The following is a 23,225-nucleotide window of genomic DNA, read 5'->3' as shown; positions in this document are numbered from 1 at the left end:
ATGCCTAACGGCAAGCAAACCCTATTTAATAAGTTTAGCAAGCTCCTATGCGTCCAACGATGACATAAAAAGTTTTGGCAATCAACATTAAATCATAGAGTGGATGCCAATTCTTTTGATATCGCAGGTCTAAATCAACTATTCGTTCAAAATCTTTCACTTGAGAACGACCGTTAACTTGCCATTCACCAGTTATCCCTGGCTTCACATTTAAACGTTGCCAATGACGATTAGTATATTTTATAACTTCATCATGAGTAGGGGGACGAGTTCCCACTAAACTCATTTCACCAACGAGAACATTCCAAAACTGGGGTAATTCGTCTAAACTGGTGCTTCGCAACCAACGTCCCACCCTGGTGATTCGGAAGTCGTTTTTGTTTTTAAAGATCAGTCCGTTAGCTTCGTTATTCACCAGAGATTTTAGCTTTTCAGCATTACTCACCATTGACCGGAATTTCCGCATCCGAAAAGGGGTTCCCTGAAGTCCATATCTTTCTTGAGTGAAGAAAATTGGCCCTGGATTATCAATTTTAATGGCGATCGCTATTGGTACAAAGACGATAGCTAGGATTAACAATCCTACCAAGCTCCCTACAATGTCTAAAGTACGTTTGAATTTACAATTTGCAGAGGCGTGGGGAGTGGATTCTAACTCCCAAACTTGATAAGTGTCTTGCAAGACGCTTCTGATGGGTGTGTTGTACATTTTTTGTCACAAGATTTAAATATTAAAGTAAAATTACTGATCCTTGATTTGAATATAAACTTTTTCTCAAGAACATCATCACCATTTCTCGTCTTATTTACGGAATCTTTACTAAGATTCCTGGCAACATCAGCTTTTGTAAAATTAAGATAAAGGTAAAAATATCTATCGTTTGGTAGATATCAAATTATAAAAAATATGCTTTCAAAAAATTAATTTTTAAATTCAGACAGCGTGAACCGGAGTGACTGCGCGAAAACACTCAATCTGATGTAGTAAAAGACCGCAAATATCTGAGTTACTCTCCCAATTCTTTAACCATTGATATGGCATGAGGAGGAATTTCTGTGACTAGGCGAAAGGGAAAAGAGGGAGTTGAAACCAACTGAGCATAATCTGATGTCAGAAATACAGCATATTGATCAGCTTCAGGAGTCAGCTGTGCAGCCATTGCCAAAGTGATGGATTTCACGAATTGGCGAATATCTACGGCTTGTTGGTCAACAACTTCACCACCAGCAAAAGGTGTATTTGGTTTTCCTACCTGATCCAAAGTGGTACTTGGGTCTTTCACGCTTAAATGAGTCCCCCCAATTACACCAACTAGCCATTTAGGGGCAGGAATTTGATGAAATCCTACTATTTGTTCGGTCAGGGCTGGGGTACTTTTATCTGCGGAACTTGCTAAGACTAAAGTAGGTACTTGCACTTTAGTTAAACCTGTTTCACCAAACATTAAAGAACTTGTCGGACTGAGGGCGATCGCTTGTTTAATTCTGTCATCTCTTAGTGTATAGCTATTTTCTGGCAGTTCTTGAGCCACACACTGGATAGTTTCGCCCAAACTCAAACTAGCTAAGTTACCTTGGCAGCGTTGTTTAAGACGTTCCAACTGTAACTCACCTCCAGCAATTACTAAGGCTGTACCACCACCAAAAGAATAACCAAGCACCATCGCCTTATTAGTCGCTAACTTCCCTTGCAATGGGTGATTAGCTGTTTGATTGAGCTTTTCTAGTTCATCCAGAACAAAACTAATATCTCTGGGACGTTCCAAAAACTCCTGGGGCTGTAAAAGTTTGGTTTTACCTGCTATTGCTAAATTAATATTGGTTTCATTACTGCCGGGATGTTCTAAAGCGGCAACGACATAACCATGAGATGCTAAATGCTTGGCGAGGTAGCGCAATTCATGGCGAACTGATCCAAAGCCGTGGCTAAAAATAATGACGGGTTTTTCGGTAGTTGTGGCATTTGATGAGTAAATATCAACGGGAATATTGCGATCGCGTTTTTGGTCAGTCCAATTCAAATTCAGCACTTGTACTTGAGCCGTTCCTGTTTGACTGGGGTCAAAGGGGAGGGAAATCTGTGGTGTTCTAGAGTCGAGTGCAGGTGCGATCGCGAGCATAAATTGTTGAGTACGCCAAAAAGACGTGTTTAAACGTCCCGCTACCTGAATCGCTTTTGATACATCAATTTCTAAGCGTTGACTGGGATAAGCAGCAATAAAATTGAGTAAAGAAAGACCCTGGGGTTTAGTAGCACCTAAAACAAATGCGGCTCTGAGTGCTTGTACTCCCGCTTGATCTTTTCTGAATAAAGTCTCAGAAAGGTTACTTAGAATTGTTGTACCAATTTGAGTATTGAGTAAACGACTCAGTGTTACCACATCAATTGGTACTTTTGTATTCAGCGCTTCCAAAAAGAAGCGGCGTTGTGTTTCAGATATTCCTCTGGTGTAAAGTTCTAAACCCCTGGGAAATTCCCCAGTATCCGCAGCTTTTTGCAACTCAGCCAAGGAGATAGATTCTGCAAACAAGCCAAAACGCACAACAACAGTATCAGCAGCGCGTACAGAAGTATTTGAGCCGCAAAATTGTGTTAAAGCGATCGCGCTTAAAAAACTTGCAACTATCTTGAAGTTCTTCCAGTTAATTCCCATGAAATATTCACTAATGAATGCTTACGGGAATATAACGGAAATTGATGTAATTGACTACCCTTGTCATATAAATTAAAAGAGCATAGCAGTGCTATGCCCCGAATTTAGTTAAAAGAGCATATTCATTGTTATGCCCTGATTTAATTTTTTTGACGAGATTAAACTTTAGCAGATGCCTTAGTAATCATATTCAATTCGCCTTTGGCATATTTAGCAGCAAAATCTTCCAAAGAAATTTGTTTAATCTTACTAGCATTGCCGGCAGTGCCAAATTGTTCATAGCGGTCAGCACAAACCTTCTGCATATATTTAATCGAAGGCTTGAGGAAGTGACGGGGGTCAAATTCCTTGGGATTTGCTGCCAAAGCTTCACGAACTGCGGCGGTGATAGCTAGACGGTTATCGGTGTCAATGTTAACTTTACGAACACCACACTTGATGCCTTTTTGAATTTCTTCTACAGGTACACCGTAAGTTTCGGGGATTGCACCACCATATTGGTTAATGATTGCCAGTAAATCTTCAGGAACAGAAGAAGAACCGTGCATGACCAAGTGGGTGTTAGGCAAACGACGGTGAATTTCTTCAATCCGGCTAATTGCCAGAATTTCGCCTGTGGGCTTGCGAGTAAACTTGTAAGCACCGTGACTAGTACCGATAGCAACAGCCAAAGCATCAACCTGGGTTGCTTCTACGAACTGTGCAGCTTCGTCTGGATCAGTCAGTAATTGAGAATGGTCGAGTGTACCTTCAAAACCGTGACCATCTTCAGCTTCACCAGCACCAGTTTCCAGAGAACCCAAGCAACCAAGTTCACCTTCAACACTGACACCCAAGGAATGAGCAACATTTACCACTTCACGAGTGACATTAGTGTTGTACTCAAAGCTAGCAGGGGTTTTAGCATCAGCTTCCAAAGAACCATCCATCATGACGCTAGTAAAGCCATTCTTAATTGCTGAGTAGCAAGTAGAAGGAGCATTACCATGATCTTGGTGCATGACAATGGGAATCTCAGGATAAGTTTCTGTCGCTGCCAAAATCAGGTGACGCAAAAAGTTTTCTCCAGCATAAGCACGAGCGCCACGAGAAGCTTGTAGGATTACAGGGCTATCTGTTTCTGCTGCTGCCTTCAGGATTGCCTGAATCTGCTCCAAGTTGTTAACGTTAAAAGCAGGGATGCCGTAACCGTTTTCAGCCGCGTGATCCAAAAGCAGCCGCATTGGTACGAGCGCCATATATAGTCCTCCTAATTTGTTTTTCAGCTAATCGACGTGAGAAAAGCGCAATGTTTACGCTAATTGTAACTTTTACGCTAATCTTAATAGTTTTTTCAACTTATAGGAAATTATAACTAGTGTAGGGTGCTTATGTTGAAAAACTTTGCGGCGTTACTATATTAAGGTAATCGATGGTTTCCATATAGTGTTGTCATATTCGCTACTATCAACCCAGAAAGTTTCGTAGCTTGGAATGCTAGATGATGTTTTCGCAAAGCTCTAAAGTAGGGGCGGGTTTACTAAAATTATTATTGTTAATTGAGCATATCTGTATGCCCACTCCTACTGGCTCTATACTAAGCACTCAGCACTTTGGACTCTCCCCCACTCAGCACTCAGCACTCAGCACTCAGCACTCAAAGGCTGGACGATGTTGAATCCAAGGATTTGCTGCTTCTAGTTGGGCTGCAAGGCTGATTAAAGTTGCTTCAGCCGCAGGTTTGCCAATTAGCTGTACACTCATGGGTAAGCCATGACTATCAAAACCTACAGGAAGTGCGATCGCAGGTTGTCCGGTAGCATTAGCAGCAGGACAAGGTGCTACCCAGTGGATAATATGTTGGAATGTCTCTTCTGGACTTAAATTAGCCCATTCTCCTACGCGAATCGGTGAATGCAGATAAACCGGTAACACTAATACATCTACGGTATCGAAAAACGCCACAATTTGCCTAGCGACAATCTGCATTTGGGAAACGGCGCGGAGGTATTCACCTACGGAACCTGTGCGTGAAAACAGCAACTGATTCAATGGCTGTAATGCTTCGATGGGGATTCCTGATGCCGCAACCGCACCTTGCCACACGATTTGAAACGGTTCCACTAAATCACTGAAATCAGGGCATTTCTCTTCTACTGTGTGACCCAATTGTTCTAGTAATTTGACAGTTTGCCATACCCCTTGCTGGCAATTAGCATCAGCTTCGCCCAAGGGAGGAATATTTGTACTAAAGGCAATTCGTAAATTACCAAGTTTTTCTGCGGTAGCGGCCAGAAATGAGGGTTCAGGATTGGGCAACCAATAAGGATCACCTGTAACATAACCAGACATAACATCTAAAAGGGCAGCTGCATCAGCCACAGTCCGCGCAATCGGTCCATTAGTGGCAATTCCCGCCACACGATTACCTACGGGTGCATGGGTCACTCGCCCCCGTGATGGTTTGATGCCTACTAAACCACAGCAAGCCGCAGGCCCCCGCACTGAACCGCCACCATCAGAACCTTGCGCGATCGCACACAATCCAGCTGCTACAGACGATGCTGCGCCGCCACTGGAACCGCCGGGAGTGTATTCTAAATTCCAAGGATTTCTAGCTGAGGGAAAACCCATAGGCTCTGTGTAAGGAAAAGAACCTAACTCTGAAGTTGCAGTTTTACCGAGAATAATAAATCCAGCTTGCTTAATCCGAGTTACTACCCCATCATCATAGTTAGGAATATTCTGCAATAATCCTGGATTACCGTAGGTACAGGGTATATCTGCAACAGCATTCAGGTCTTTAATAGAAATTGGCACACCGAAAAATTGCGGTAGTTCTGAGGTGTTTGTCAGTGTCTCTGTTTTGACTTTAGCATCAGCGATCGCCAATTCTGCTGTCACCGTAAAGTAACTTCCTAATTGGGGGTTCAATTGCTCAATCCGCTTTAAATATAATTCCACCAACTCCAAGGGCGATATTTCCCGACAACTGATTAAATTTGCCAATTCTAAGGCTGGGGTAAAAGCTAAATCAATTTCATTCATAGGTTAATTGATGGTTATTTTGTGTATTACTGAAATTTTTTGCGAAAATTGTTATACCAGTTTAATTTCCGGGAACCATGTATCATATAGATCCTCAGATTTGTCAACCAATCTCGAGACAGAAATTCCATCGGCGGGGCTAGACTCTGATTCAATCATCAACTCGCTGCATAGTTATTCTAATTGTTTCGCATAAACTTTCGACAAACCGCCAAGGGATATTTATGGTTAATTTAGAAAAAATTGTGAATGAACTACCGCAACTTGTTCTTAGTCTTAAGTTGAATCTTGGTAGTTCAAACGACATTATGCCACAAATTATCTTGATCAATAATATTCAGGATCAACTACGGGACGCACAAAAAATTATTCTTCAAGAACTCAGGGTTGCTCAAGTTCAAAATTCTTCAATTAGTACTTTACCTCATATTGCTGGCATAGCAAGTATGTTTATACCTCAGATTGTTTCAGGAAATACAGCTATAACTGCAAGAACAAAATATATGATGGCAAAGTTCGGTAATGCCACTACAAAAATATCAATTAATGACTTACAATCAAAAATTGATTCTTGGATTGAATGGGGTGATTTGCTTCATGTTATATCCGCAGATATTTTAAATAACTCTCAATTAGTTAGTCAGATAAATTCTGATAGTAATCATTTAAATTTATCGTCGCAAGTTAAAAAATTGAGTGAAAACTTAAAAATTAACCTAGCATTTGCTGTTCCTCAGATTTTACAACAACAACTCCAGCAACTCAGGAATTCTCAGGCTGAGGCTTTGCAGGTAAAAGAAAAATTAAATTATATTCTTCATACCATTAAAAGCATTCCTAATTTGTTATCTATTTTATTAGGTATATCATGTTTCTGTGGGAAATCGGGCTTCAGCTTAGAATGGTTGGATGATGACCAAGAATTAATTATATCTAGTAATGGTAAGTTTCAAGAATTAACAGATATTCTCAATGAATGTGAAGAATTGCAGAAAATTGTTGATAATTTAATGTTCAAACTTGATACCTTAGTCAAACAATCTGAACAATCTCTGATCCAATTTGAAACAGAAATACAACCAGAACCAGTTATTAATTATCAAGAAAAGTTACAAACTAAAATAGTACCAAACTTTAAATTACAGAATGTATTCCATCCGAAATTTCTCATCGCATCGAGTTTATTAGTCTTAATTTTTAGTGGCTGGATGATTAAGAATCAATTTTCATATTTTCAGCAAACGATTTTGATTTCTAATCAAGAAGAAACGGCAGTGAATAATTTTAAATCTGCTCTCAAACTTGGTCTAGAAGCTTCTTCTCTCGTCAAAGATCCCCCGCATTCTTTAATGGTGTGGCAACAGGCAGAAACCAAATGGGAAGAAGCAATAGACTTATTAGGCAGTATCCCTAAAGGAACATCTGTTTATACTCAAGCAAATGATAGATTAATACTATACCGTTTTAATCTTAATGCTATCAATAAAAGAGCTACAAATGAAAAAAAAGCCACAGAGAACTTTCAATTAGCTCAAAAATTGGCAACAGAAGCTGATTTTTTTGTAAAAACTTCACCTCAATCAGTGTCAAATTTAACACAAGCAAAAGACAAATTTCAACAAGCAATTAGTTTATTAGAAAATATCCCAAAAAGTACCTTTATCTATCAACAAGCTCAAGAAATACTTCCTAGTTATAAAAGTAATTATGCAGGGATTCAGTTAACTATTAAAGATTAATTGGAAATTTAAAATCACAAATTACGCTGTAGCATTCACCGAAAAATAGAAATTACGAATTACGTTAGCGTAGCTCTCCCGTTCGCGTAGCGTTCCGCAGGAAAGGGAGCATTACGAATTACGAATTACCATATCTTCCGGCATTAAAAATTTGGTCTGGGGTCAGATGTAACTCTGGAAATACTGGCGATTGAATAGAATCGCTTCCCCGAAACAGACTAACCTGATACTCACCTTCAATAAGTTGGTATATAGAAATAGTTGGTTGTTTAGGATTACCAATAAATTTCCTCCCCCCTAAAGCCAGATAATCCACTACCCAATATTCAGGAATACCCATTTCCTCGTAATCAGCTAATTTTTTGTAATAATCATCTCGCCAATTACTACTAACCACTTCAATCACCAATGGCACTGATGCAGCTTGAGTAACAGTTGATTGTTGTTTCCATAACTGTTCATTTGCCAAATTAGCCCGATTCAATATCAAAACATCTGGTAAATAAGCTGATTCGCTTTCAGGTGGTTTAACTAATGCTTGTTTTGGGATAGTGTAGGGAAGATTTAATCGGTCAAATTCCACAGTAATTTTTCTGGCTAAAAACCCTGTAACTTCTTCATGTTCGCCTAACGGCTGTGGCATTTCAAAAATTTCCCCATCATGTAATTCATAGCGTCTACCTTCAGGTTTCCACTCTACAAACTCTGCATAAGTTACTAATGTGGGCTTAGTTATGGCTTGAGTCATAAAATCTCATATATCAGTTATCAGTGATCAGTGAACAGTTATCAGTGAACAGTTATTAAGCCGATTTAGTTGGAGATATAGATCCAATTATCTCTCTTGACTGATGACTGATAACTGATAACTGTTAAACTTTTGTGCGGTCTGTCAAAATCTCGTAACCTGTTTCTGTCACCAAGACTGTATGTTCAAACTGTGCGGATAGTGAATTATCCACAGTTACAGCCGTCCATCTGTCAGATAATATCCGGGTGTGCTTAGAACCTGCATTCAAAATTGGTTCAATTGCTAAGGTCATTCCGGCGCGGAGTCTCACATTGGGCATTTCACGGGTGCGGAAGTTGAAAACTGAAGGTTCTTCGTGTAAATTCCGACCTACACCATGTCCGGTAAATTCTTCAACTACACTAAAACCATTACCTTTTACATGGTCTTCTATTGCTCCTGCAAGGTCAAGCAAATACGCACCAGCTTTGACTTGTTCAATACCTTTAAAAAGAGCTTCTTCAGCGATGCGAATCAGTTTAGCGGCATCTGGTGTGACATCACCCACGGCAATTGTAATGCAGGAATCACCATGAAAACCTTGATAGTAAGCGCCAGTATCTACTTTTAATACATCCCCAGTGCGAATTACTTTCTTAGGATTTGGAATGCCATGCACCACTTCATTATTAATACTGGAACAAATAGAACCTTTAAAGCCGTGATAGCCCTTAAAACTAGGTGTAGCATCCATTTCCCGGATACGTTTTTCTGCATAAGCATCCAAATCAGCCGTTGTCATTCCTGGTTTGACCATCTCAGAAATTTCTTTGAGTACAGTCGCCACAATTTTTCCTGATTGCCGCATAATGTCAATTTCACGCGGCGATTTAATTTCAATACCTCGGCGCTGTTTTTTTGCCGGTTTAGGCTGGGTTTTTTGAGAAAGCAAGTTACTGAGAATGTTCATAGGGAATTAATAATTACTGGCGTTTTACTACTACAGCCGCAATATTCTTTCTTAATTGCAAAACAATATCTATATTTAAGTTAACTTATTTTGCCCACACGCTGACCAGGGATTGAGTATGGGATATGGAAAATACCTTGTACAGACGCGATTTATCGCGTCTTTCATTCATTAGCGGATAGCAATTTCACCACTCATGCCGGCTTCTGTATGACCTGATATGGAACAGTGTAAATTATAGTTTCCTGGTTTCATTGGTATAAACACCCATTCTGCCTCGCCACCTGGCTTGAGTTCTAGTTCATGAATTGCGCCTTTAACTTCTACTTTGCCGGCTTGGATTTTTTGTGTCCAAATACTATCTGCAAAGTCTTTGGCAGTGAAATAATGCTTTAATTGGCTGGGATTATTCAGGCGCAGTAGATAGCGTTTACCAGACTCAAATTCTAAATGATCGGGTTCAAATCTAAGTTCATTAGCGGAATTACCTAAACTAATTGTAACTTCTGTCGCTGGTTGCTTCAATATATTATCTGGAGAATTAGCGGCGATCGCTTCCTCAACATTGACACAAATCAAGCATAGTAGCAATAAAAATACTACAGTTACCCGCCGCAGCGATCGCACTCCCACAATTAAACTTGGGTATAAAATTTTATAAAAACCTGCAAATAGCAAATTCATTCTGATTAATTTTCCTCAGAAAAATCATGGTAGCGAATTACCAAAAACCGCCCCGTACCAATTTTCTAAAATAAAGCTACATCTGTAAAGCCAAATTACGAACTACGAATTACGTTAGCGAAGCTCTCCCAAAGGGAGCATTACGAACTACGAATTACATATCAAGTTTAGCCAAACACCGAATAAATTCTAAGGGTAAACCATCAGTATCAGCAATAAAAGCTACTTCCCAGATGCGATCGCCTATTTGTTGCTGTGTGGGTTCTAAAAGTATTTTCAAAGGTGGTAAATCTGCCACTTCATTTACACGTAACTGTAAATTTGTCAACCAGCTAGGTAAATCTGATGTGATTGCAGTTAAGTCAAAAGACAGATGATAGTAGCCTACATAATGTTCATCAGCAAAAGCATCTGGTGCTGGTTTGGGTTCAGGAATTTGGATTAATTCAATTCTGCCATCTAAACCTTCCATCCAGCAAGCCAAGGTATAGCCTGTAGTGAAGCGTTCACAAACTGTAAACCCTAACTGTTCATAAAAGGCGATCGCTTGATGAATATTCGCAGTCCGAATTGAAGCATGGTGCATAATTTAGTCATTATTATTTTTTGCTCCCCTCCTCGCTTGCGGGGGTGGAGTACAGGGGGGAAGAGGCAGGGCGCAGGGCGCAGGGCGCAGGGGGAAAAACCTACTCATAACTTTCCCCACTCAGCACTTTCCCCACTTTACTCAAATAATCTGAAATAAGGGTAGCGTACAGGGACACCAGGCTCTTTTTCCAAATCAAAATTAATCACATCCCAACAAGGATCTTCAGCACCATCTGGACTAAAATCTACAGGTAGTCCGTATAATCGTGCATAGTTAGTTTCTGGCTGTCCAGAACGCCAAGGTGTGCTGCGTTCTAAATAGCCACTCATCAATTCCTGATAACGTATAGCAATTATTACTCGCGTTGCTCGATAACCTTGGGTATATAGCTTATCCAGTGCCTCGTGGATTTCAAAGCGAATCCCATCAGGATGGGTATGCTGTCTATACCATTCATTATTCCAGCGTCGCCAATGACGACCCGACTGTAGATGAACTAATTCTTCCGTTTTAGGGTCAGCTTCAAAAGCACCGTGTCGGGGACACAAATAGGTGTCTGTTAGTGTCAAAGCCGGAATAGTCTGACGACAGTGGGGACACTGAATGTCAGGGCCAAATATTGGGTACTGCAAGCCTGGATTCATCATGAAGTGCGTACAAACATAGTTTCGTCTTCACCAGCACCAATGAGTTGGATTTTACACTTCGGCTCCTCTATTTTGGAGGTTTGCTCGTTGCGGCAAAGAGGCCAAGTTACAGCCTGAACAGTTGTCACTAGCATCTGACTCTTTTTAGAGGCATGATACCGTGATATCCTGGTTGTGCAACCAGCCTCAAACTTTAGAGTTTCTCCAGTGTTCCTGGGTACCATATTCATATTCTATCGTGTCTACAGTTTCTTACTGGCCATCTCCCGATTTTTCTCAAGCGGCTTTTATTGCAGCCAACGCCGTCATCATCGGTTCCGTAAACATTCAAGCAGGGGCAAGCATCTGGTATGGTGCAGTAGTTAGGGGAGATGTAGAACGGATTGATATTGGCGAATGTACAAACATTCAAGATGGAGTCATTTTACATGGTGATCCAGGTTTACCAACAATTTTAGAAAATCATGTCACCGTAGGGCATCGCGCCGTCATACATTCAGCCTACATTGAAAATGGCAGTTTGGTTGGCATTGGTGCGATTATTTTAGATGGGGTGAGAATAGGTCATGGTAGCATTATTGGCGCTGGCTCAGTAGTCACTAAAAATATTCCCCCCTTGTCCCTGGTTGTTGGTGTTCCCGGTAAAGTATTACGCCAACTGCAAGAAAACGAAGCCGCAGAATTAATCGAACACGCCGAACGCTACAAAAAGTTAGCTTTGGTTCATGCGGGAAAAGGAAATGATCTGGGCTTTCACCAAAAGAAACAGCCATAAACATTGTAATATAACAATATCTTGTTAATTAGCCTAAACGCCACAATGCCTAGCATGATGAGGATACACAGGTTATCTTGTGATCAACATCGGCAAGAGGTCATATATTTTTTGCAAATAGGATTGGAAAAATTCACCAATTCAGCTAAAAATAAAAATGAGAACTGTTGATAAAACTTTAATTTTCACTTAAAAGAGGGGTTCTAAAAATGGATATCGATTACCGTATTGCCGTAGTTGTTGCACCAATTGCCATTGCTGGGGCTTGGGCTGCGTTTAACATTGGTGCAGCAGCTTTAAGACAAGTTCAAAACTTTTTGAACAGAGAAGCTTAAATTTAACAAAATCCATCATCTAAAACCGGCTGTTGCTCTAAATGAAGGGTAGCCAGTTTTATTGCAAAGTGCTGAGTGGGGAAAGTGCTGAGTGCTGAGTGCTGAGTGGGGAAAGTTATGAGTAGGTTTTTCCCCCTGCCCCCTGCCCCCTGCCCCCTGCCCCTGCCCCTGCCCCTGCCCCTGCCTCTTCTCCCCTTGCCCCCCTGCTTCTTCTACTTGTGGATATCAATTCTTTACTCAAACCCTTTCAACATTTCGGCGTTAATCTGGGATTGTCGCGCATTATCAAACTTTTGGCAAATCTTGGCAACCCTCACCAGCAAGTTCCAATAATTCACGTTACTGGCACTAATGGCAAAGGTTCGGTTTGTGCTTATCTTACCTCTATATTGACTGAGGCTGGTTATCGTACAGGATGTTATATATCTCCTCATTTAGTTCATTGGACAGAACGCATTAGCATCAATAAACAGCCAATTTCCTCTGAAGAATTTAGCCGATTAATATTACAAGTTCAAGACGCTATTCAACCTGATGATGAGTACCCGACTCAATTTGAAGTGATTACCGCGGCCGCTTGGTTGTATTTTGCTCAAGCTCAAGTCGATGTCGCAGTGGTAGAGGTGGGGTTAGGCGGGCGCTTAGATGCGACTAATGTTTGTGACCAGCCATTAGTAACTATAATTACATCAATTAGCCGTGAACACTGGCAGCAATTAGGCCCTACTGTGGCTGACATTGCTAGGGAAAAAGCAGGTATTATTAAATCAGGATGTCCGGTTGTGGTAGGGCAATTGCCATCAGAGGCGGAAAATGTGGTGCGATCGCGCGCTCAAGAATTACAATGCTCATATATTACACCTCAACCTGCCCATCAAATATCTCCCAAATGGGCTGAGTATAAAACTATTAAAAATTCCCACATCATTAAATATCCTCTACCATTACATGGGCAAATTCAGTTAACTAACTCCGCTTTGGCTTTAGCAACTGTAGAAATTCTCCAAAGCACAGGTTGGGGTATTTGTCAAGATGCGATTGTGAATGGCATGAGTAAAACCCAATGGCCGGGGCGAATGCAGTGGGTGAGTTGGAAGCAGCAAAAATTATTAATTGATGGCGCGCATAACCCAGGCGCAGCCAAAGCACTGCGAGATTATATAGATAGTCTAGATACCCCTAAAATAACTTGGATCATGGGAATGCTGGCGACCAAAGAGCATAGGGATATTTTTCAAACTTTGTTGCGAGCGCGCGACCAATTATATCTAGTACCAGTACCAGATCATAGTTCAGCCAACCCCCTAGAATTAGCCAAAATAGCCCGTGAAATTTGTCCAGAATTATCCATCTGTGAGACGTGTCCAGACTTATCATCAGCCATAGAAACAGCTTTTAATCAAACAAATAATCAAGTTGTCCTGTGTGGTTCTCTTTATTTAATTGGGCATTTCTTCACAATTTCGCCATCAAAGTAACGGATACATTTTGAGGACTGAAGTCCTCACTACAAACCTCTAAATCTTGTGGGGTGGGCATCTTGCCTGCCCTACTCGACTTAACTACGAATTACGAATTACGAATTACGAATTACGAATTACGAATTATCCCATTCTTGAGCCGCATCTTCCAAAGCCTGGTCTACAGATTTTTGCCCTAACATTGCTGCTTGCAAATTCTCATAAATTGCCTTTTGCAATCTTTTAGAATCTTTCAAAGTTGGGGTTAATATCTCTGCTTGTTGCAGTTGTTCAGCACTGATAACTCTCGCCTTTTCCACAGTTGAAGCATTATCAGGGACATTCTTAAAATAACTATCTCCCAAGGCTTTAATTGTAGATGGTAAAACATTAGCAGCTTTAGCAAAAGCTAACTGGTTTTCGTCATTGGTGAGAAATAAAGCAAACTTGACAGCAGCATCTGGGTGTTTGCTGGCACGGGGAATAACTACATTCATCACCGCCACATTTTTCTTACCAGTATCACCAGTCATTTGGGGTGCTATAGCTGAAGTTTCAGCAATTTGGGGCGCATTAGTAGCAATAGTTTTAAGAAACTCTGGCCCAGAAGCTAAGAAAGCCGTTTGTCCAGATTGATATAAATCAATTGCATGGCGATGTCCTTGAGTTAAAACTTCTCTAGGAAGTAACCCTTTTTTATACAAATCTACCCAGTATTGAAACGCTGCTTTACCTTCTGGAGAATTAAACGCCGCTTTACCTTCGGTATTTACTAGGGTGACACCCATTTGTACAAATGATTCCAACACTTCCCCAGAATCTTGCGGTGCAAATGTCACAAAAAAAGCATATTTCCCTGTCTTATCTTTAATTTGCTGCGCCACCTCTGCCAATTCTCCGAAGGTGGTTGGTGGTTGAGTGATACCTGCCTGTTTTAATAAATCAGTGTTATAAATAGTTAACCTTGTGGTGAGGTACCAGGGAATACCAAAACTTTTACCATTGAGGGTGCTGGCTTTCCAGATATTTGGTAGATAGGAGGAACGTTCTTGATTTGAGATTTTGGGATCTAAATCTAACCAGGCATTTCTTCCCGCTAGTTGAGAGGCAAAAACTGGATTGAGATTTACAACATCAGGAGGAGTATTTGCGGAAACAGCTGTTAAAATCTTGTTCTCCATGGCCGACCAGGGTATATCCACCCAGTTAACCTTTATACTGGAATTCTGAGCCTCAAAATCTGTAATTAGGTTTTGGAAGTACTCGGTAAATTGGGGTTGGAGTTGCATTGTCCAAAACTCAACATTTGCCTCTCCGGAAGCAGTCTGTTGTGTATTTGTACCAACATTTGCAGCACTACAACTTACCATCCAACTGGTCAACAAGCCAATTAACGCCCAAGCCGCCAGTTGTTTTAATTTTCGCAATTGCATCATCTTAGCTGTATTATTACGCTTGATCGAGGTGATAAAGTTATGGAGAATTGTCGAAATTATAGGCTAAATTAGTTACCTAGTGCAGCACAGCTTCAATCGGCATTTCATTTAAAAAAGTTCAAAATCCTCAAATAAAAGCCTTTTGACTGGTAATTTTTGACTTTTGACCTTTGATTGTTGACGAACGCATAGCGGTACTAGTTCTCAAAAAATTCTTTAGTATCAGGTAAATTTTTCATTTAGCAGTCTACCGGGCATAAGTGTGGTGAAAAGCTTCAATAATCTGTTCGGCAAATCTAATAAAGGGGTGGGGATTGAACTTGCACCGGAAAGGGTGAATGTAGTTCAGCTACGCAAGCAGCGCCAAGGCTTAAAATTAGAATCTCTCACATCGTTACCGGTTCCCGAAGGGGTAATTGTCGATGGTCAAATTATCGACATCCCAACAATGGCTGAATTAATTCAGCAAGCACTAGCTCAAAGTAAAATTAAAGCCTCTCGTGTGGCTACTGGTGTGCCAGGAAGAGATTCTATAGTTCGTTTGATACCTATACCATCTGAGTTGGATGATAAAGAATTACGGGAGATGGTGTTAAACCATGAAGCAGGTTTGTACTTACCCTATCCTCGTGAAGAAGCTGATGTAGATTATCAAAAACTTGGGTACTTTGTAGATGAGGATGGCATTGAGAAAGTGCAGGTGTTATTAGTTGCCACCCGTAAGGAAGTAACTGATACTTATATTACTACTTTTGAACAGGCAGGATTGCAAATCGATATTTTAGAGATTAACAGTTTTGCGCTGATTCGGACTATTCGTGATCAACTGCGGCAATTTGGGCTGCAAGAGGCAGCAGTATTAGTTGATATAGAGTTCGACAGTACAGAAATAGCCATTGTGATTAATGGAGTGCCGCAATTTTCGCGTAGCGTCCCTATTGGTACTTATCAAATGCAAATGGCTCTCTGTAGGGCTATGAGTATACCGACATCACGAGATATGGAATTGTTACAGGGAATGGTAATTCCCTCAAATCCTATGGATGGTGGACAAACTGGGATTACTGACGTGAATCCTGGGATGGCAGCTTTATTAAGAGTTTTGGGAGAACTTACAGATGAGCTTCGCCGTTCTATTGATTTTTACTTAAATCAAAGTGAAAATCTGGAAGTAGCACAAATTTTCTTAGCAGGACCAGGAGGTGGACTGCAACAACTAGATGAGTTTGTGACTCAAAGATTAGGCGTACTAACTACTCAAATTGATCCAATTGAGTCTTTATCTTTGCAAGTTGATGAAGAAAAGTATCCCTTAGCACAACGTTCTGGCTTAGGGATCATACTTGGTCTTGGAATGCGGGAGGTATAACAGAATGTACAGTTTAGATGTTAATTTTCTTAAAGATCGCGCAGGTTATCAAAACAACACGTCTAAAAAAGGCCAAGGAATCAAATTGCCAACTGGGGATTTCACACCAGTATATGTGGGATTGGCTATTGGTCTGTGTTTGCCGACTTTTTTTGGAGGTGGTTTGTGGTTGTTACAGGCGAGAACTGGTCAATTAGATCAGGAGATAGCACAATTAGACCAGGAAAACCAGAAATTAGAAGCCGAAATTGGAAATATTAATAAAATCCGCGAGCAGACAAAACAAGTGCAGGCGGAAACACAGGGTTTAGTGACTGTATTTGATCAGATTCGCCCTTGGTCTGCCATGTTACAAGATTTACGCGATCGCATACCAGCAACAGTGCAAATCGAAACTGTTAGGCAACTTGAAACCACGGCTTCAGCACAAGGACAGTCAGCCAACAGTCGGGCTGGAGGATTGGAAATTACTGGATTAGCTCGTTCTTTCAATGATGTCAATGACTTTTTATTGACTCTGCAAGAGTCTAAATTCTTACAATCAGCTACAAGTAGAATTACCTCAGCTACCTTAGTAGATGCACCATTACCACCGGGTAGCAATGGTGCTGCTAATAGTGAGCCAATTAAATTACCCCAAGTAGTGCAGTACACTATTCAATCTAGTATAAGTGATGTTCCAGCTTCTGAATTAATCCGGGAATTGGAGAAAAAAGGCACAGTGGGATTAGTAACTAGAATTCGCAGTATCCAAGAAATAGGAGTCATTTCAAAATGACAATAAGTCAAGATTTTCAGTTTAGTGATCAAGGTGAGGAATTCGGTTCAGAAAAATCCTACCCTGTTGCTTTTGGTATTACTTTTACACCCAAAGTTATTGGCATTGTAGTGGGTGTATTGGGAATTGCTGGAGCAGCATATATACTGCTGAATATGGTCATGCCAGCATGGGAAATTTATCAGCAAAAACAAGGACAAGCTAATGATTTGCAAAGCCAAGTGGAGCAAAAAAAAGCCAGTGTGAAACAAATTGACCAAGTAAAAGCTGACTTAGCTCAAGCAAAGCAGCAAAATATTCAGGTTTTAAGTTTATTTGCTAACGAAAACACCTTAGATACCCTATTACTGGATATAAATCGTTTAATTGAGGCTACTAATTCTCAAGTTGCAGCTAATGCAGTCAGAGCAAAACTACAAAAATTTGTCCCGGCTTCAGAGCAATCAGAACCAATTAATGATGGCTCTCTGGGACCAATCGTTGATGGCAAACTAAAACGCAGTAGTATTAACATTGAAGTTGTAGGCACTTTTGAACAAACGCAATCAATTATGCGTAATATTGAGCGTTTGCAACCTTTGTTAATAGTTAACAATTATGAGGCGAGATTGTCTCCTGAACCGACGACTAATTCAGAAGAAGAAGAAGTTATCAGAGTCGGGCCAGCCCCCATTACTACGTCTTTTGAACTACAAGCGTTAATGCCACTGAATCCAGAAGAAGTTGCAGATCAGGCCGCTGAGGCCGCTAAGGCAGAAACGCAGAAATAAAGTGTTGAGTAGAAAGACCAACACGACTACTCAAAAAATAGTTGGTAAACAGGTGTTTTATATAGTGAGGAATGAACGGTGAAAGAGCTTCACGGTAATAGTGTTATATTAGGTGCTGCTTTTGTCTTCATAGCAGCTCAATCAGCCTCAGCCCAAATTGCTCAAGTAACTGGGGTGAAGCTAAATCAAGTTAATGGTGGAGTTAGCGTTGTTTTGCAAACTTCTTCTGGGTCACGTCCCCAAGTTTTCACAACGAAAAGAAATAACGCTTTAGTCTCAGATATTATTAATACTCAATTGCGTTTACCGCAAGGCAATAATTTTCGCCAAAATAACCCAGCTGAGGGAATTGCCTCGGTTGAAGTTGTGCAACTTGATGCCAATAGTATTCGAGTCATAGTGACTGGTAGTAATAACGTCCCCACGAATCAACCTGTGGTGAGAAAGCCCAATGAATTAACTCTCAGCTTTACCCCATCTACAACAGCCATAGCACCGTCTGCTTCTAGCCCACCCCAAGCTACCCCAGATGTTCTGGTTCCTAACCCACAAATCTCTATTGACGGCAGACCTGCGCCACCAGCTGCTCCTAGTCAACCTCGAAATCAAGCACCTCCTTTTTTACCCAGAGCCGTTGCTCCACCAGTGGGAGATATCTCTATTTCTAATACAGATGCGTCTCCTACCACTATTGACTTAGGTACTCAGGAACGTGTACCCCGTTTGGTGTTGAGAGATGCACCAGTACGGGAGGTTTTATCATTGCTGGCTCGTGCGGCTAATTTAAATTTGGCTTATGTGGGAGGTGAGCAAGCTGCGGGAGCTGAAGGTCAGGCAACTTCTCAAACAATCTCCCTAGATATAGAAAATGAGCCAGTACAAGATGTATTCAACTACGTTTTGCGCCTCAGTGGTTTAGAAGCTAATCGCAGTGGACGCACAATTTTTGTCGGGGCTAGTCTACCCAATGCTACCCGTGATGTAGTTATGCGGAGCTTGCGGCTTAATCAGGTAACTGTGGGAGTTGCCCTCAATTACTTGGTTGGTTTAGGGGCTGAAACAGCCGTCAGTCGGGAACGTCAAGTTACTAGTGTAAATGCTGTGCCTGTAGGTGCTGGAGCTACTCCTATTACCCAAACGCAGACAACTACAGAAACCAGACTAGAAATTCAACGGGCTGATTTTCAAGATTCACAGCCCTTACTCAGAGGTTTACAAGCATTAGGAGACGAGCGCACTAATTCTCTGACTTTAATTGGCACACCCAGGACAGTTCAGATGGCAATGGCGCAACTGAGTCAGCTTGATATTCGCCGTCGTCAAGTAGCAGTTAATGTCAGGATTATCGATGTTAACCTTTTGAACACCCAAGACCAGAACTCCAGTTTTTCCTTTGGAATTGGCAATAACTTCTTTACCAATGATGGTGGTGCTGCTACTTTGAATTTTGGTGGTTCTAGACCAGCTACTAGTACGGAAGCCAGAAATAGTGTAACTGATACGCCAGTTATTGCTAATCCGATTACGGGAGAACCATTTTTGGGTAATGGTTTTTTCAACCCAGGAACTGGCAGACCATCGGCTAGTCCACCTTTAGATCCCAATGGCAATCCCCTGCAACCTGGTATTACAGACTTTACTCCTGGACAGCCAGGAACAACTACATTTGAAGTAGTGCCAACTGCAATTGATCCTAATACTGGTCAAGCTACTAACTTTACGTTGGTACCTCGAACTACCCCTGCAACTCCAGATACTTATACATTTGGTTTACCTAGTTTATTCCAATTCCCCAGGAGACTTCTCGCTAATTTGCAGGCTCAGGTACAAAATGGTAATGCTAAGATTTTGACTGATCCCACCTTGATTGTGCAAGAAGGTCAAACGGCTAATGTGAACCTTACCCAAGAAGTGGTTGGGAACATTACCAGGGAAATAGTTCGGGATGCGAATCTGGCAACAGAAACAATTTCAGCTGAAAAAGAGCAAGTAGGTTTAACTTTAGCTGTCAGAGTTGACCGGATTGACGATAACGGTTTTGTCTCCCTGTCTGTAGCACCTGTAGTTAAAGCACCTGTAGCTCCAGCTAGTATCAACGTTGGAGGCGGTGGTAGTCAACAAATATTTTTAGTATCTGAGCGCTCTCTGAATTCTGGTGTAGTTCGCCTCCGAGATGGTCAGACGTTAATTCTTTCAGGTATTATTCAAGATTCGGATCGTACAACCGTTTCTAAAGTTCCTATTTTGGGTGATATTCCTCTAATTGGTTCACTATTTAGGAGAACAAACAGAGAAAATCAACGCAATGAGGTAATTGTGCTACTTACACCTCAAGTTATGGATGACTCTGAGAACTCGGCTTATGGCTATAACTACACCCCTAGCCCAGAAGTACGGCAAATGCTTGAGCGTCGTGGCTTGAGTGCGCCTAGATAATCAGAAGCCTTGGCGATTAGACAATGCCTCCGGCACGCTTCGCTAAGGTGGCTATACAAACGCAGTCCACCTGCGCGGACTCATTAGGAATTGAGAAATTTCAAACCCGCGTCGGCGGTCTTCCTATCGGGAAGCCGCTACAGGTTTTGTCTGTGTAGATGCAGTTTCTCTTTGCCAATTTTGTTCACGATTCTGATTTGATTTCTACATTTTGAATTTGACAATCAGGAGATTTATTCAGTATTTTTCTGATTTTATGTATAATTTATTGTGAAAAATTACTGAAAAAGCCCAAAAAATCCTGAAATCTATATAAATTAATGGTTTCATCTATCCACATCAGGCTACAACACCTTAGAATGATTCATTGAAAAGTCGAGCCGATGGGATGTACAGCCATTTTTTATGTAAATACTCCCAAAGGACGACTTTTGTAATTCTCTGTTTAGAGAATTAATTAAAGATGCCACAGGGTGTAACAGTAGAGAATCTGAAGTAAACCTCAAGGAGTTTGATATGAACAAGGGTGAATTAGTTGATGCTGTGTCTGAAAAGGCTAGTGTTACCAAAAAACAAGCCGATGCTGTCTTAACTGCCGCTTTGGAAACGATTGTCGAAGCTGTTTCTTCTGGAGATAAAGTGACGCTAGTTGGATTTGGCTCTTTTGAATCACGGGAACGCAAGGCTCGTGAAGGTCGTAACCCCAAAACTAACGAAAAGATGGAAATTCCTGCCACCAGGGTTCCAGCTTTCTCTGCTGGTAAGCTGTTTAGAGAAAAGGTTGCACCCCCAAAAGAACCAAAAGAACCAAAAGAATAGATCACATTTTAGGGAACCTCTTATTGATGCGGCAACCAGTTCACGGCGGAAATTTAGTTTGGGCAGCAGCATTAGCTGGCTGTCCACCTGAAGCTATTCTGGATTTTTCTGCCAGCATCAGTCCTTTGGGGCCACCTGATAGTGCGATCGCAGCTATTTATTCTCAAGTTGGTAATCTTAGACACTATCCAGAACCAGATTACAGTGACCTAAGATTCGCTCTGGGTCGCTTTCATCAACTACCTTCTGAGTTCATTCTGCCGGGAAATGGTTCAGCAGAATTACTGACTCTAGCAGGTAGAGAATTATCAACATTATCCGCAACAACCTTAATTACTCCAGCCTTTAGCGATTATTACCGTACACTCACGGCATACAAAACTAAAATTCTGGAGTTTCCCCTTTCTTTAGAGACTGGAAATTGGGAAATGGGAAATGGGATGGAAAAATTTCTTCCCCCCTGCCCCCTGCCCCCTGCCCCCCTGCTTCTTCACCCCTGCCCCCTGCCCCCTGCCCTGCTTCTTCCTCCGCCAGTAAGTTCGGGATTATTGCTGAATAATCCCCACAACCCTACAGGCAGGTTATTCTCACGAGAGGCGATTTTGCCTTATTTGGATGAATACGCCTTGGTGGTGGTGGATGAGGCATTTATGGATTTCGTCCCTCCTGATGCAGAACAAAGCCTAATTGGGGTGGTACAGGACTATCCAAATTTAGTAGTATTGCGATCGCTAACGAAATTTTACAGTTTACCGGGACTGAGATTAGGATATGCGATCGCACACCCTGACCGTCTTTCCCAATGGCAATCATGGCGCGACCCCTGGCCTGTAAATACCTTAGCGGCGGCCGCAGCAGTTGCAGCCATCCAAGACCAAGAGTTTCAACAATTGACCTGGAAATGGTTAGCACCGGCACGAAACCAACTCTTTCAAGGTTTAGCCTCAATTCCAGGTTTACAACCCCTAGAAGGGGCTGCTAACTTCTTATTGGTAGAATCACAAACATCAACTTTGCAGTTACAAAAAAAATTACTCCAGCATCACCAAATTTTAATCCGTGATTGCCTGAGTTTTAAAGAATTAGGCGATCGCTTTTTCCGAGTTGCTGTCCGTTCTGAGTCAGATAACCAACATTTATTAACAGCATTATCTTCAACCTTGATTGACGACGAGTAAAAACTTCAGCCCTTTCGGGAGGACTTTAGTCCTCACTACAAACTTGGACAAATGACAATTGATTACGATTTAGTAATTATTGGTGGTAGTCTTGCCGGACGCTATGCAGCCCTACTTGCAACCCAACTCAAGGCTACTGTTGCCTTAGTAGAGTCTCAGATAAATTATGGGTTTAGTCAACACCAGGCTATGAGCGAAATCGGCAAAATCGTTCATAAAATGAATGCTGTCGCTGGTTTGGGAATTCACCCTACACAAGCTGATACTGCCGACAAATGTCAAGTATCCGTGACATGGAAAGCAGCCCATTTGTATACTCAGGGCGTTATCTCCAACATTCAAGAACAGAACTCTCTGGCCAATTTAGCTGCCTTGGGTGTCGATGTGATTCTTGGTAGCGGTAAATTTGAATCGTCGCCCCATTTAGTCTTTGCTGTCAATCAACGCTTGTTGCGGGGGCGTACCTATTTACTAGCTAGTGGTTCTGTTCCAGCCGTTCCAGAAATTGAAGGATTGCAAACCACAGGCTACTTGAGTTTATCTAATATTTGGCGATCGCTCCAAGAAGTAACTTTACCGAAAAATTGGGTAATTATTGGTGGTGTTCCCCAAAGTATTGAAGTTGCTCAAACTTTGGCGCGGTTGGGCTGTAATGTCACCTTAGCAGTCAAATCTACATCTATTCTGCCATACGCTGACCCAGAGACATCCCACTTACTGCAAGCACAGTTAGAAATTGATGGTGTGCGTGTCCTCACTCAGAAACCAGTTACTCAAGTCAAACTAATTGAGGGTAAAAAGTGGGTTCAAGCCGGAGATAAGGCCATTG

Annotated in this window: 21 protein-coding genes; 11 read left to right on the top strand and 10 right to left on the bottom strand. The window is 41.5% G+C overall.

Annotated features, from left to right (window positions below; genetic code table 11):
* Positions 1-34: 34 nt before the first annotated feature.
* From VB654_RS01495 to VB654_RS01480, 4 genes are all read right to left on the bottom strand, one after another.
* Positions 35-709 carry a sugar transferase gene (locus tag VB654_RS01495; protein ID WP_323211560.1) on the bottom strand — a complete coding sequence of 225 codons (675 nt, stop codon included), beginning with the start codon at positions 707-709 and terminating at the stop codon, positions 35-37.
* Positions 710-1,007: 298 nt separating this feature from the next.
* The gene (locus tag VB654_RS01490) at positions 1,008-2,654 is read right to left on the bottom strand and encodes an alpha/beta hydrolase (RefSeq protein WP_323211559.1); all 1,647 of its coding nucleotides are present in this window, start codon (positions 2,652-2,654) and stop codon (positions 1,008-1,010) included.
* Positions 2,655-2,812: 158 nt separating this feature from the next.
* Positions 2,813-3,892: a class II fructose-bisphosphate aldolase gene (gene fba / locus VB654_RS01485; protein WP_323211557.1), complete on the bottom strand. Its 1,080-nt coding sequence runs from the start codon at positions 3,890-3,892 to the stop codon at positions 2,813-2,815.
* Positions 3,893-4,283: 391 nt separating this feature from the next.
* Entirely contained in the window at positions 4,284-5,681 is a 1,398-nt protein-coding gene (locus VB654_RS01480; RefSeq protein WP_323211556.1) for an amidase, read from the bottom strand.
* 224 nt (positions 5,682-5,905) lie between these two features.
* Here VB654_RS01480 and VB654_RS01475 point away from each other — a divergent pair, with 224 nt between their 5' ends.
* Positions 5,906-7,420, top strand: a complete 1,515-nt coding sequence (locus tag VB654_RS01475) for a hypothetical protein (RefSeq protein ID WP_323211555.1) — start codon at positions 5,906-5,908, stop codon at positions 7,418-7,420.
* A gap of 118 nt (positions 7,421-7,538) precedes the next feature.
* Here VB654_RS01475 and VB654_RS01470 read toward each other — a convergent pair whose 3' ends face one another.
* The 5 genes from VB654_RS01470 to VB654_RS01450 all read right to left on the bottom strand — a co-directional run bounded on the left by VB654_RS01470 (position 7,539) and on the right by VB654_RS01450 (position 11,040).
* Complete coding sequence (locus VB654_RS01470; protein ID WP_323211553.1) at positions 7,539-8,168, bottom strand: Uma2 family endonuclease; 630 nt, start codon at positions 8,166-8,168, stop codon at positions 7,539-7,541.
* A gap of 124 nt (positions 8,169-8,292) precedes the next feature.
* The gene (gene map / locus VB654_RS01465; protein WP_323211551.1) at positions 8,293-9,120 is read right to left on the bottom strand and encodes a type I methionyl aminopeptidase; all 828 of its coding nucleotides are present in this window, start codon (positions 9,118-9,120) and stop codon (positions 8,293-8,295) included.
* Between the two features lie 171 nt (positions 9,121-9,291).
* A complete protein-coding gene (locus tag VB654_RS01460; protein WP_323211549.1) occupies positions 9,292-9,804 on the bottom strand; it encodes a multicopper oxidase domain-containing protein in 513 nt (170 codons plus the stop codon).
* 154 nt (positions 9,805-9,958) lie between these two features.
* Entirely contained in the window at positions 9,959-10,390 is a 432-nt protein-coding gene (locus VB654_RS01455; protein ID WP_323211547.1) for a VOC family protein, read from the bottom strand.
* A gap of 137 nt (positions 10,391-10,527) precedes the next feature.
* Positions 10,528-11,040, bottom strand: coding sequence for a TIGR02652 family protein (locus VB654_RS01450; RefSeq protein ID WP_323211546.1), 513 nt, complete (start codon positions 11,038-11,040; stop codon positions 10,528-10,530).
* A 238-nt stretch (positions 11,041-11,278) separates the two neighbouring features.
* Here VB654_RS01450 and VB654_RS01445 point away from each other — a divergent pair, with 238 nt between their 5' ends.
* The 3 genes from VB654_RS01445 (at position 11,279) to VB654_RS01435 (ending at position 13,628) form a co-directional block, all read left to right on the top strand.
* On the top strand, positions 11,279-11,815 hold the full coding sequence (locus VB654_RS01445) for a gamma carbonic anhydrase family protein (RefSeq protein WP_323211545.1): 537 nt from the start codon (positions 11,279-11,281) through the stop codon (positions 11,813-11,815).
* A gap of 209 nt (positions 11,816-12,024) precedes the next feature.
* On the top strand, positions 12,025-12,150 hold the full coding sequence (locus VB654_RS01440; protein WP_323211544.1) for a photosystem II protein Y: 126 nt from the start codon (positions 12,025-12,027) through the stop codon (positions 12,148-12,150).
* 218 nt (positions 12,151-12,368) lie between these two features.
* A complete protein-coding gene (locus VB654_RS01435) occupies positions 12,369-13,628 on the top strand; it encodes a folylpolyglutamate synthase/dihydrofolate synthase family protein (protein WP_323211543.1) in 1,260 nt (419 codons plus the stop codon).
* Positions 13,629-13,747: 119 nt separating this feature from the next.
* On the opposite strand, the gene VB654_RS01430 is transcribed toward VB654_RS01435, so the two are convergent.
* A complete protein-coding gene (locus VB654_RS01430) occupies positions 13,748-15,046 on the bottom strand; it encodes a sugar ABC transporter substrate-binding protein (protein ID WP_323211541.1) in 1,299 nt (432 codons plus the stop codon).
* 262 nt (positions 15,047-15,308) lie between these two features.
* On the opposite strand from VB654_RS01430, the gene VB654_RS01425 reads away from it, so the two are divergent.
* The 7 genes from VB654_RS01425 to VB654_RS01395 form a co-directional block, all read left to right on the top strand.
* Positions 15,309-16,415, top strand: a complete 1,107-nt coding sequence (locus VB654_RS01425) for a type IV pilus biogenesis protein PilM (RefSeq protein ID WP_323211539.1) — start codon at positions 15,309-15,311, stop codon at positions 16,413-16,415.
* A gap of 4 nt (positions 16,416-16,419) precedes the next feature.
* A complete protein-coding gene (locus VB654_RS01420) occupies positions 16,420-17,193 on the top strand; it encodes a PilN domain-containing protein (RefSeq protein WP_323211537.1) in 774 nt (257 codons plus the stop codon).
* Entirely contained in the window at positions 17,190-17,963 is a 774-nt protein-coding gene (locus VB654_RS01415; protein WP_323211536.1) for a GspMb/PilO family protein, read from the top strand. The genes VB654_RS01420 and VB654_RS01415 overlap by 4 nt, the downstream gene beginning before the upstream one ends.
* Before the next feature lie 78 nt (positions 17,964-18,041).
* Positions 18,042-20,399, top strand: coding sequence for an AMIN domain-containing protein (locus tag VB654_RS01410; RefSeq protein WP_323211535.1), 2,358 nt, complete (start codon positions 18,042-18,044; stop codon positions 20,397-20,399).
* A 516-nt stretch (positions 20,400-20,915) separates the two neighbouring features.
* Entirely contained in the window at positions 20,916-21,218 is a 303-nt protein-coding gene (locus tag VB654_RS01405) for an HU family DNA-binding protein (protein WP_089093784.1), read from the top strand.
* A 26-nt stretch (positions 21,219-21,244) separates the two neighbouring features.
* Positions 21,245-22,396: a threonine-phosphate decarboxylase CobD gene (gene cobD, locus VB654_RS01400; RefSeq protein WP_323211534.1), complete on the top strand. Its 1,152-nt coding sequence runs from the start codon at positions 21,245-21,247 to the stop codon at positions 22,394-22,396.
* A gap of 51 nt (positions 22,397-22,447) precedes the next feature.
* The coding region (locus VB654_RS01395) for an FAD-dependent oxidoreductase (protein WP_323211533.1) at positions 22,448-23,225 on the top strand (778 nt) is incomplete at its 3' end.

It is taken from the genome of Nodularia sp. UHCC 0506, assembly GCF_034931045.1.
Classification (GTDB): domain Bacteria; phylum Cyanobacteriota; class Cyanobacteriia; order Cyanobacteriales; family Nostocaceae; genus Nodularia.
The sequence above is the reverse complement of the archived record's forward strand: the minus strand, read 5'-3'. Positions and strand labels throughout refer to the sequence as shown.

Coding starts and splice junctions, on each gene's coding strand:
- VB654_RS01495 (WP_323211560.1), bottom strand. CDS start 709: ATGTACAACACACCCATCAGAAGCGTCTTGCAAGACACTTATCAAGTT.
- VB654_RS01490 (WP_323211559.1), bottom strand. CDS start 2,654: ATGGGAATTAACTGGAAGAACTTCAAGATAGTTGCAAGTTTTTTAAGC.
- fba (WP_323211557.1), bottom strand. CDS start 3,892: ATGGCGCTCGTACCAATGCGGCTGCTTTTGGATCACGCGGCTGAAAAC.
- VB654_RS01480 (WP_323211556.1), bottom strand. CDS start 5,681: ATGAATGAAATTGATTTAGCTTTTACCCCAGCCTTAGAATTGGCAAAT.
- VB654_RS01475 (WP_323211555.1), top strand. CDS start 5,906: ATGGTTAATTTAGAAAAAATTGTGAATGAACTACCGCAACTTGTTCTT.
- VB654_RS01470 (WP_323211553.1), bottom strand. CDS start 8,168: ATGACTCAAGCCATAACTAAGCCCACATTAGTAACTTATGCAGAGTTT.
- map (WP_323211551.1), bottom strand. CDS start 9,120: ATGAACATTCTCAGTAACTTGCTTTCTCAAAAAACCCAGCCTAAACCG.
- VB654_RS01460 (WP_323211549.1), bottom strand. CDS start 9,804: ATGAATTTGCTATTTGCAGGTTTTTATAAAATTTTATACCCAAGTTTA.
- VB654_RS01455 (WP_323211547.1), bottom strand. CDS start 10,390: ATGCACCATGCTTCAATTCGGACTGCGAATATTCATCAAGCGATCGCC.
- VB654_RS01450 (WP_323211546.1), bottom strand. CDS start 11,040: ATGATGAATCCAGGCTTGCAGTACCCAATATTTGGCCCTGACATTCAG.
- VB654_RS01440 (WP_323211544.1), top strand. CDS start 12,025: ATGGATATCGATTACCGTATTGCCGTAGTTGTTGCACCAATTGCCATT.
- VB654_RS01430 (WP_323211541.1), bottom strand. CDS start 15,046: ATGATGCAATTGCGAAAATTAAAACAACTGGCGGCTTGGGCGTTAATT.
- VB654_RS01420 (WP_323211537.1), top strand. CDS start 16,420: ATGTACAGTTTAGATGTTAATTTTCTTAAAGATCGCGCAGGTTATCAA.
- VB654_RS01415 (WP_323211536.1), top strand. CDS start 17,190: ATGACAATAAGTCAAGATTTTCAGTTTAGTGATCAAGGTGAGGAATTC.
- VB654_RS01405 (WP_089093784.1), top strand. CDS start 20,916: ATGAACAAGGGTGAATTAGTTGATGCTGTGTCTGAAAAGGCTAGTGTT.
- cobD (WP_323211534.1), top strand. CDS start 21,245: ATGCGGCAACCAGTTCACGGCGGAAATTTAGTTTGGGCAGCAGCATTA.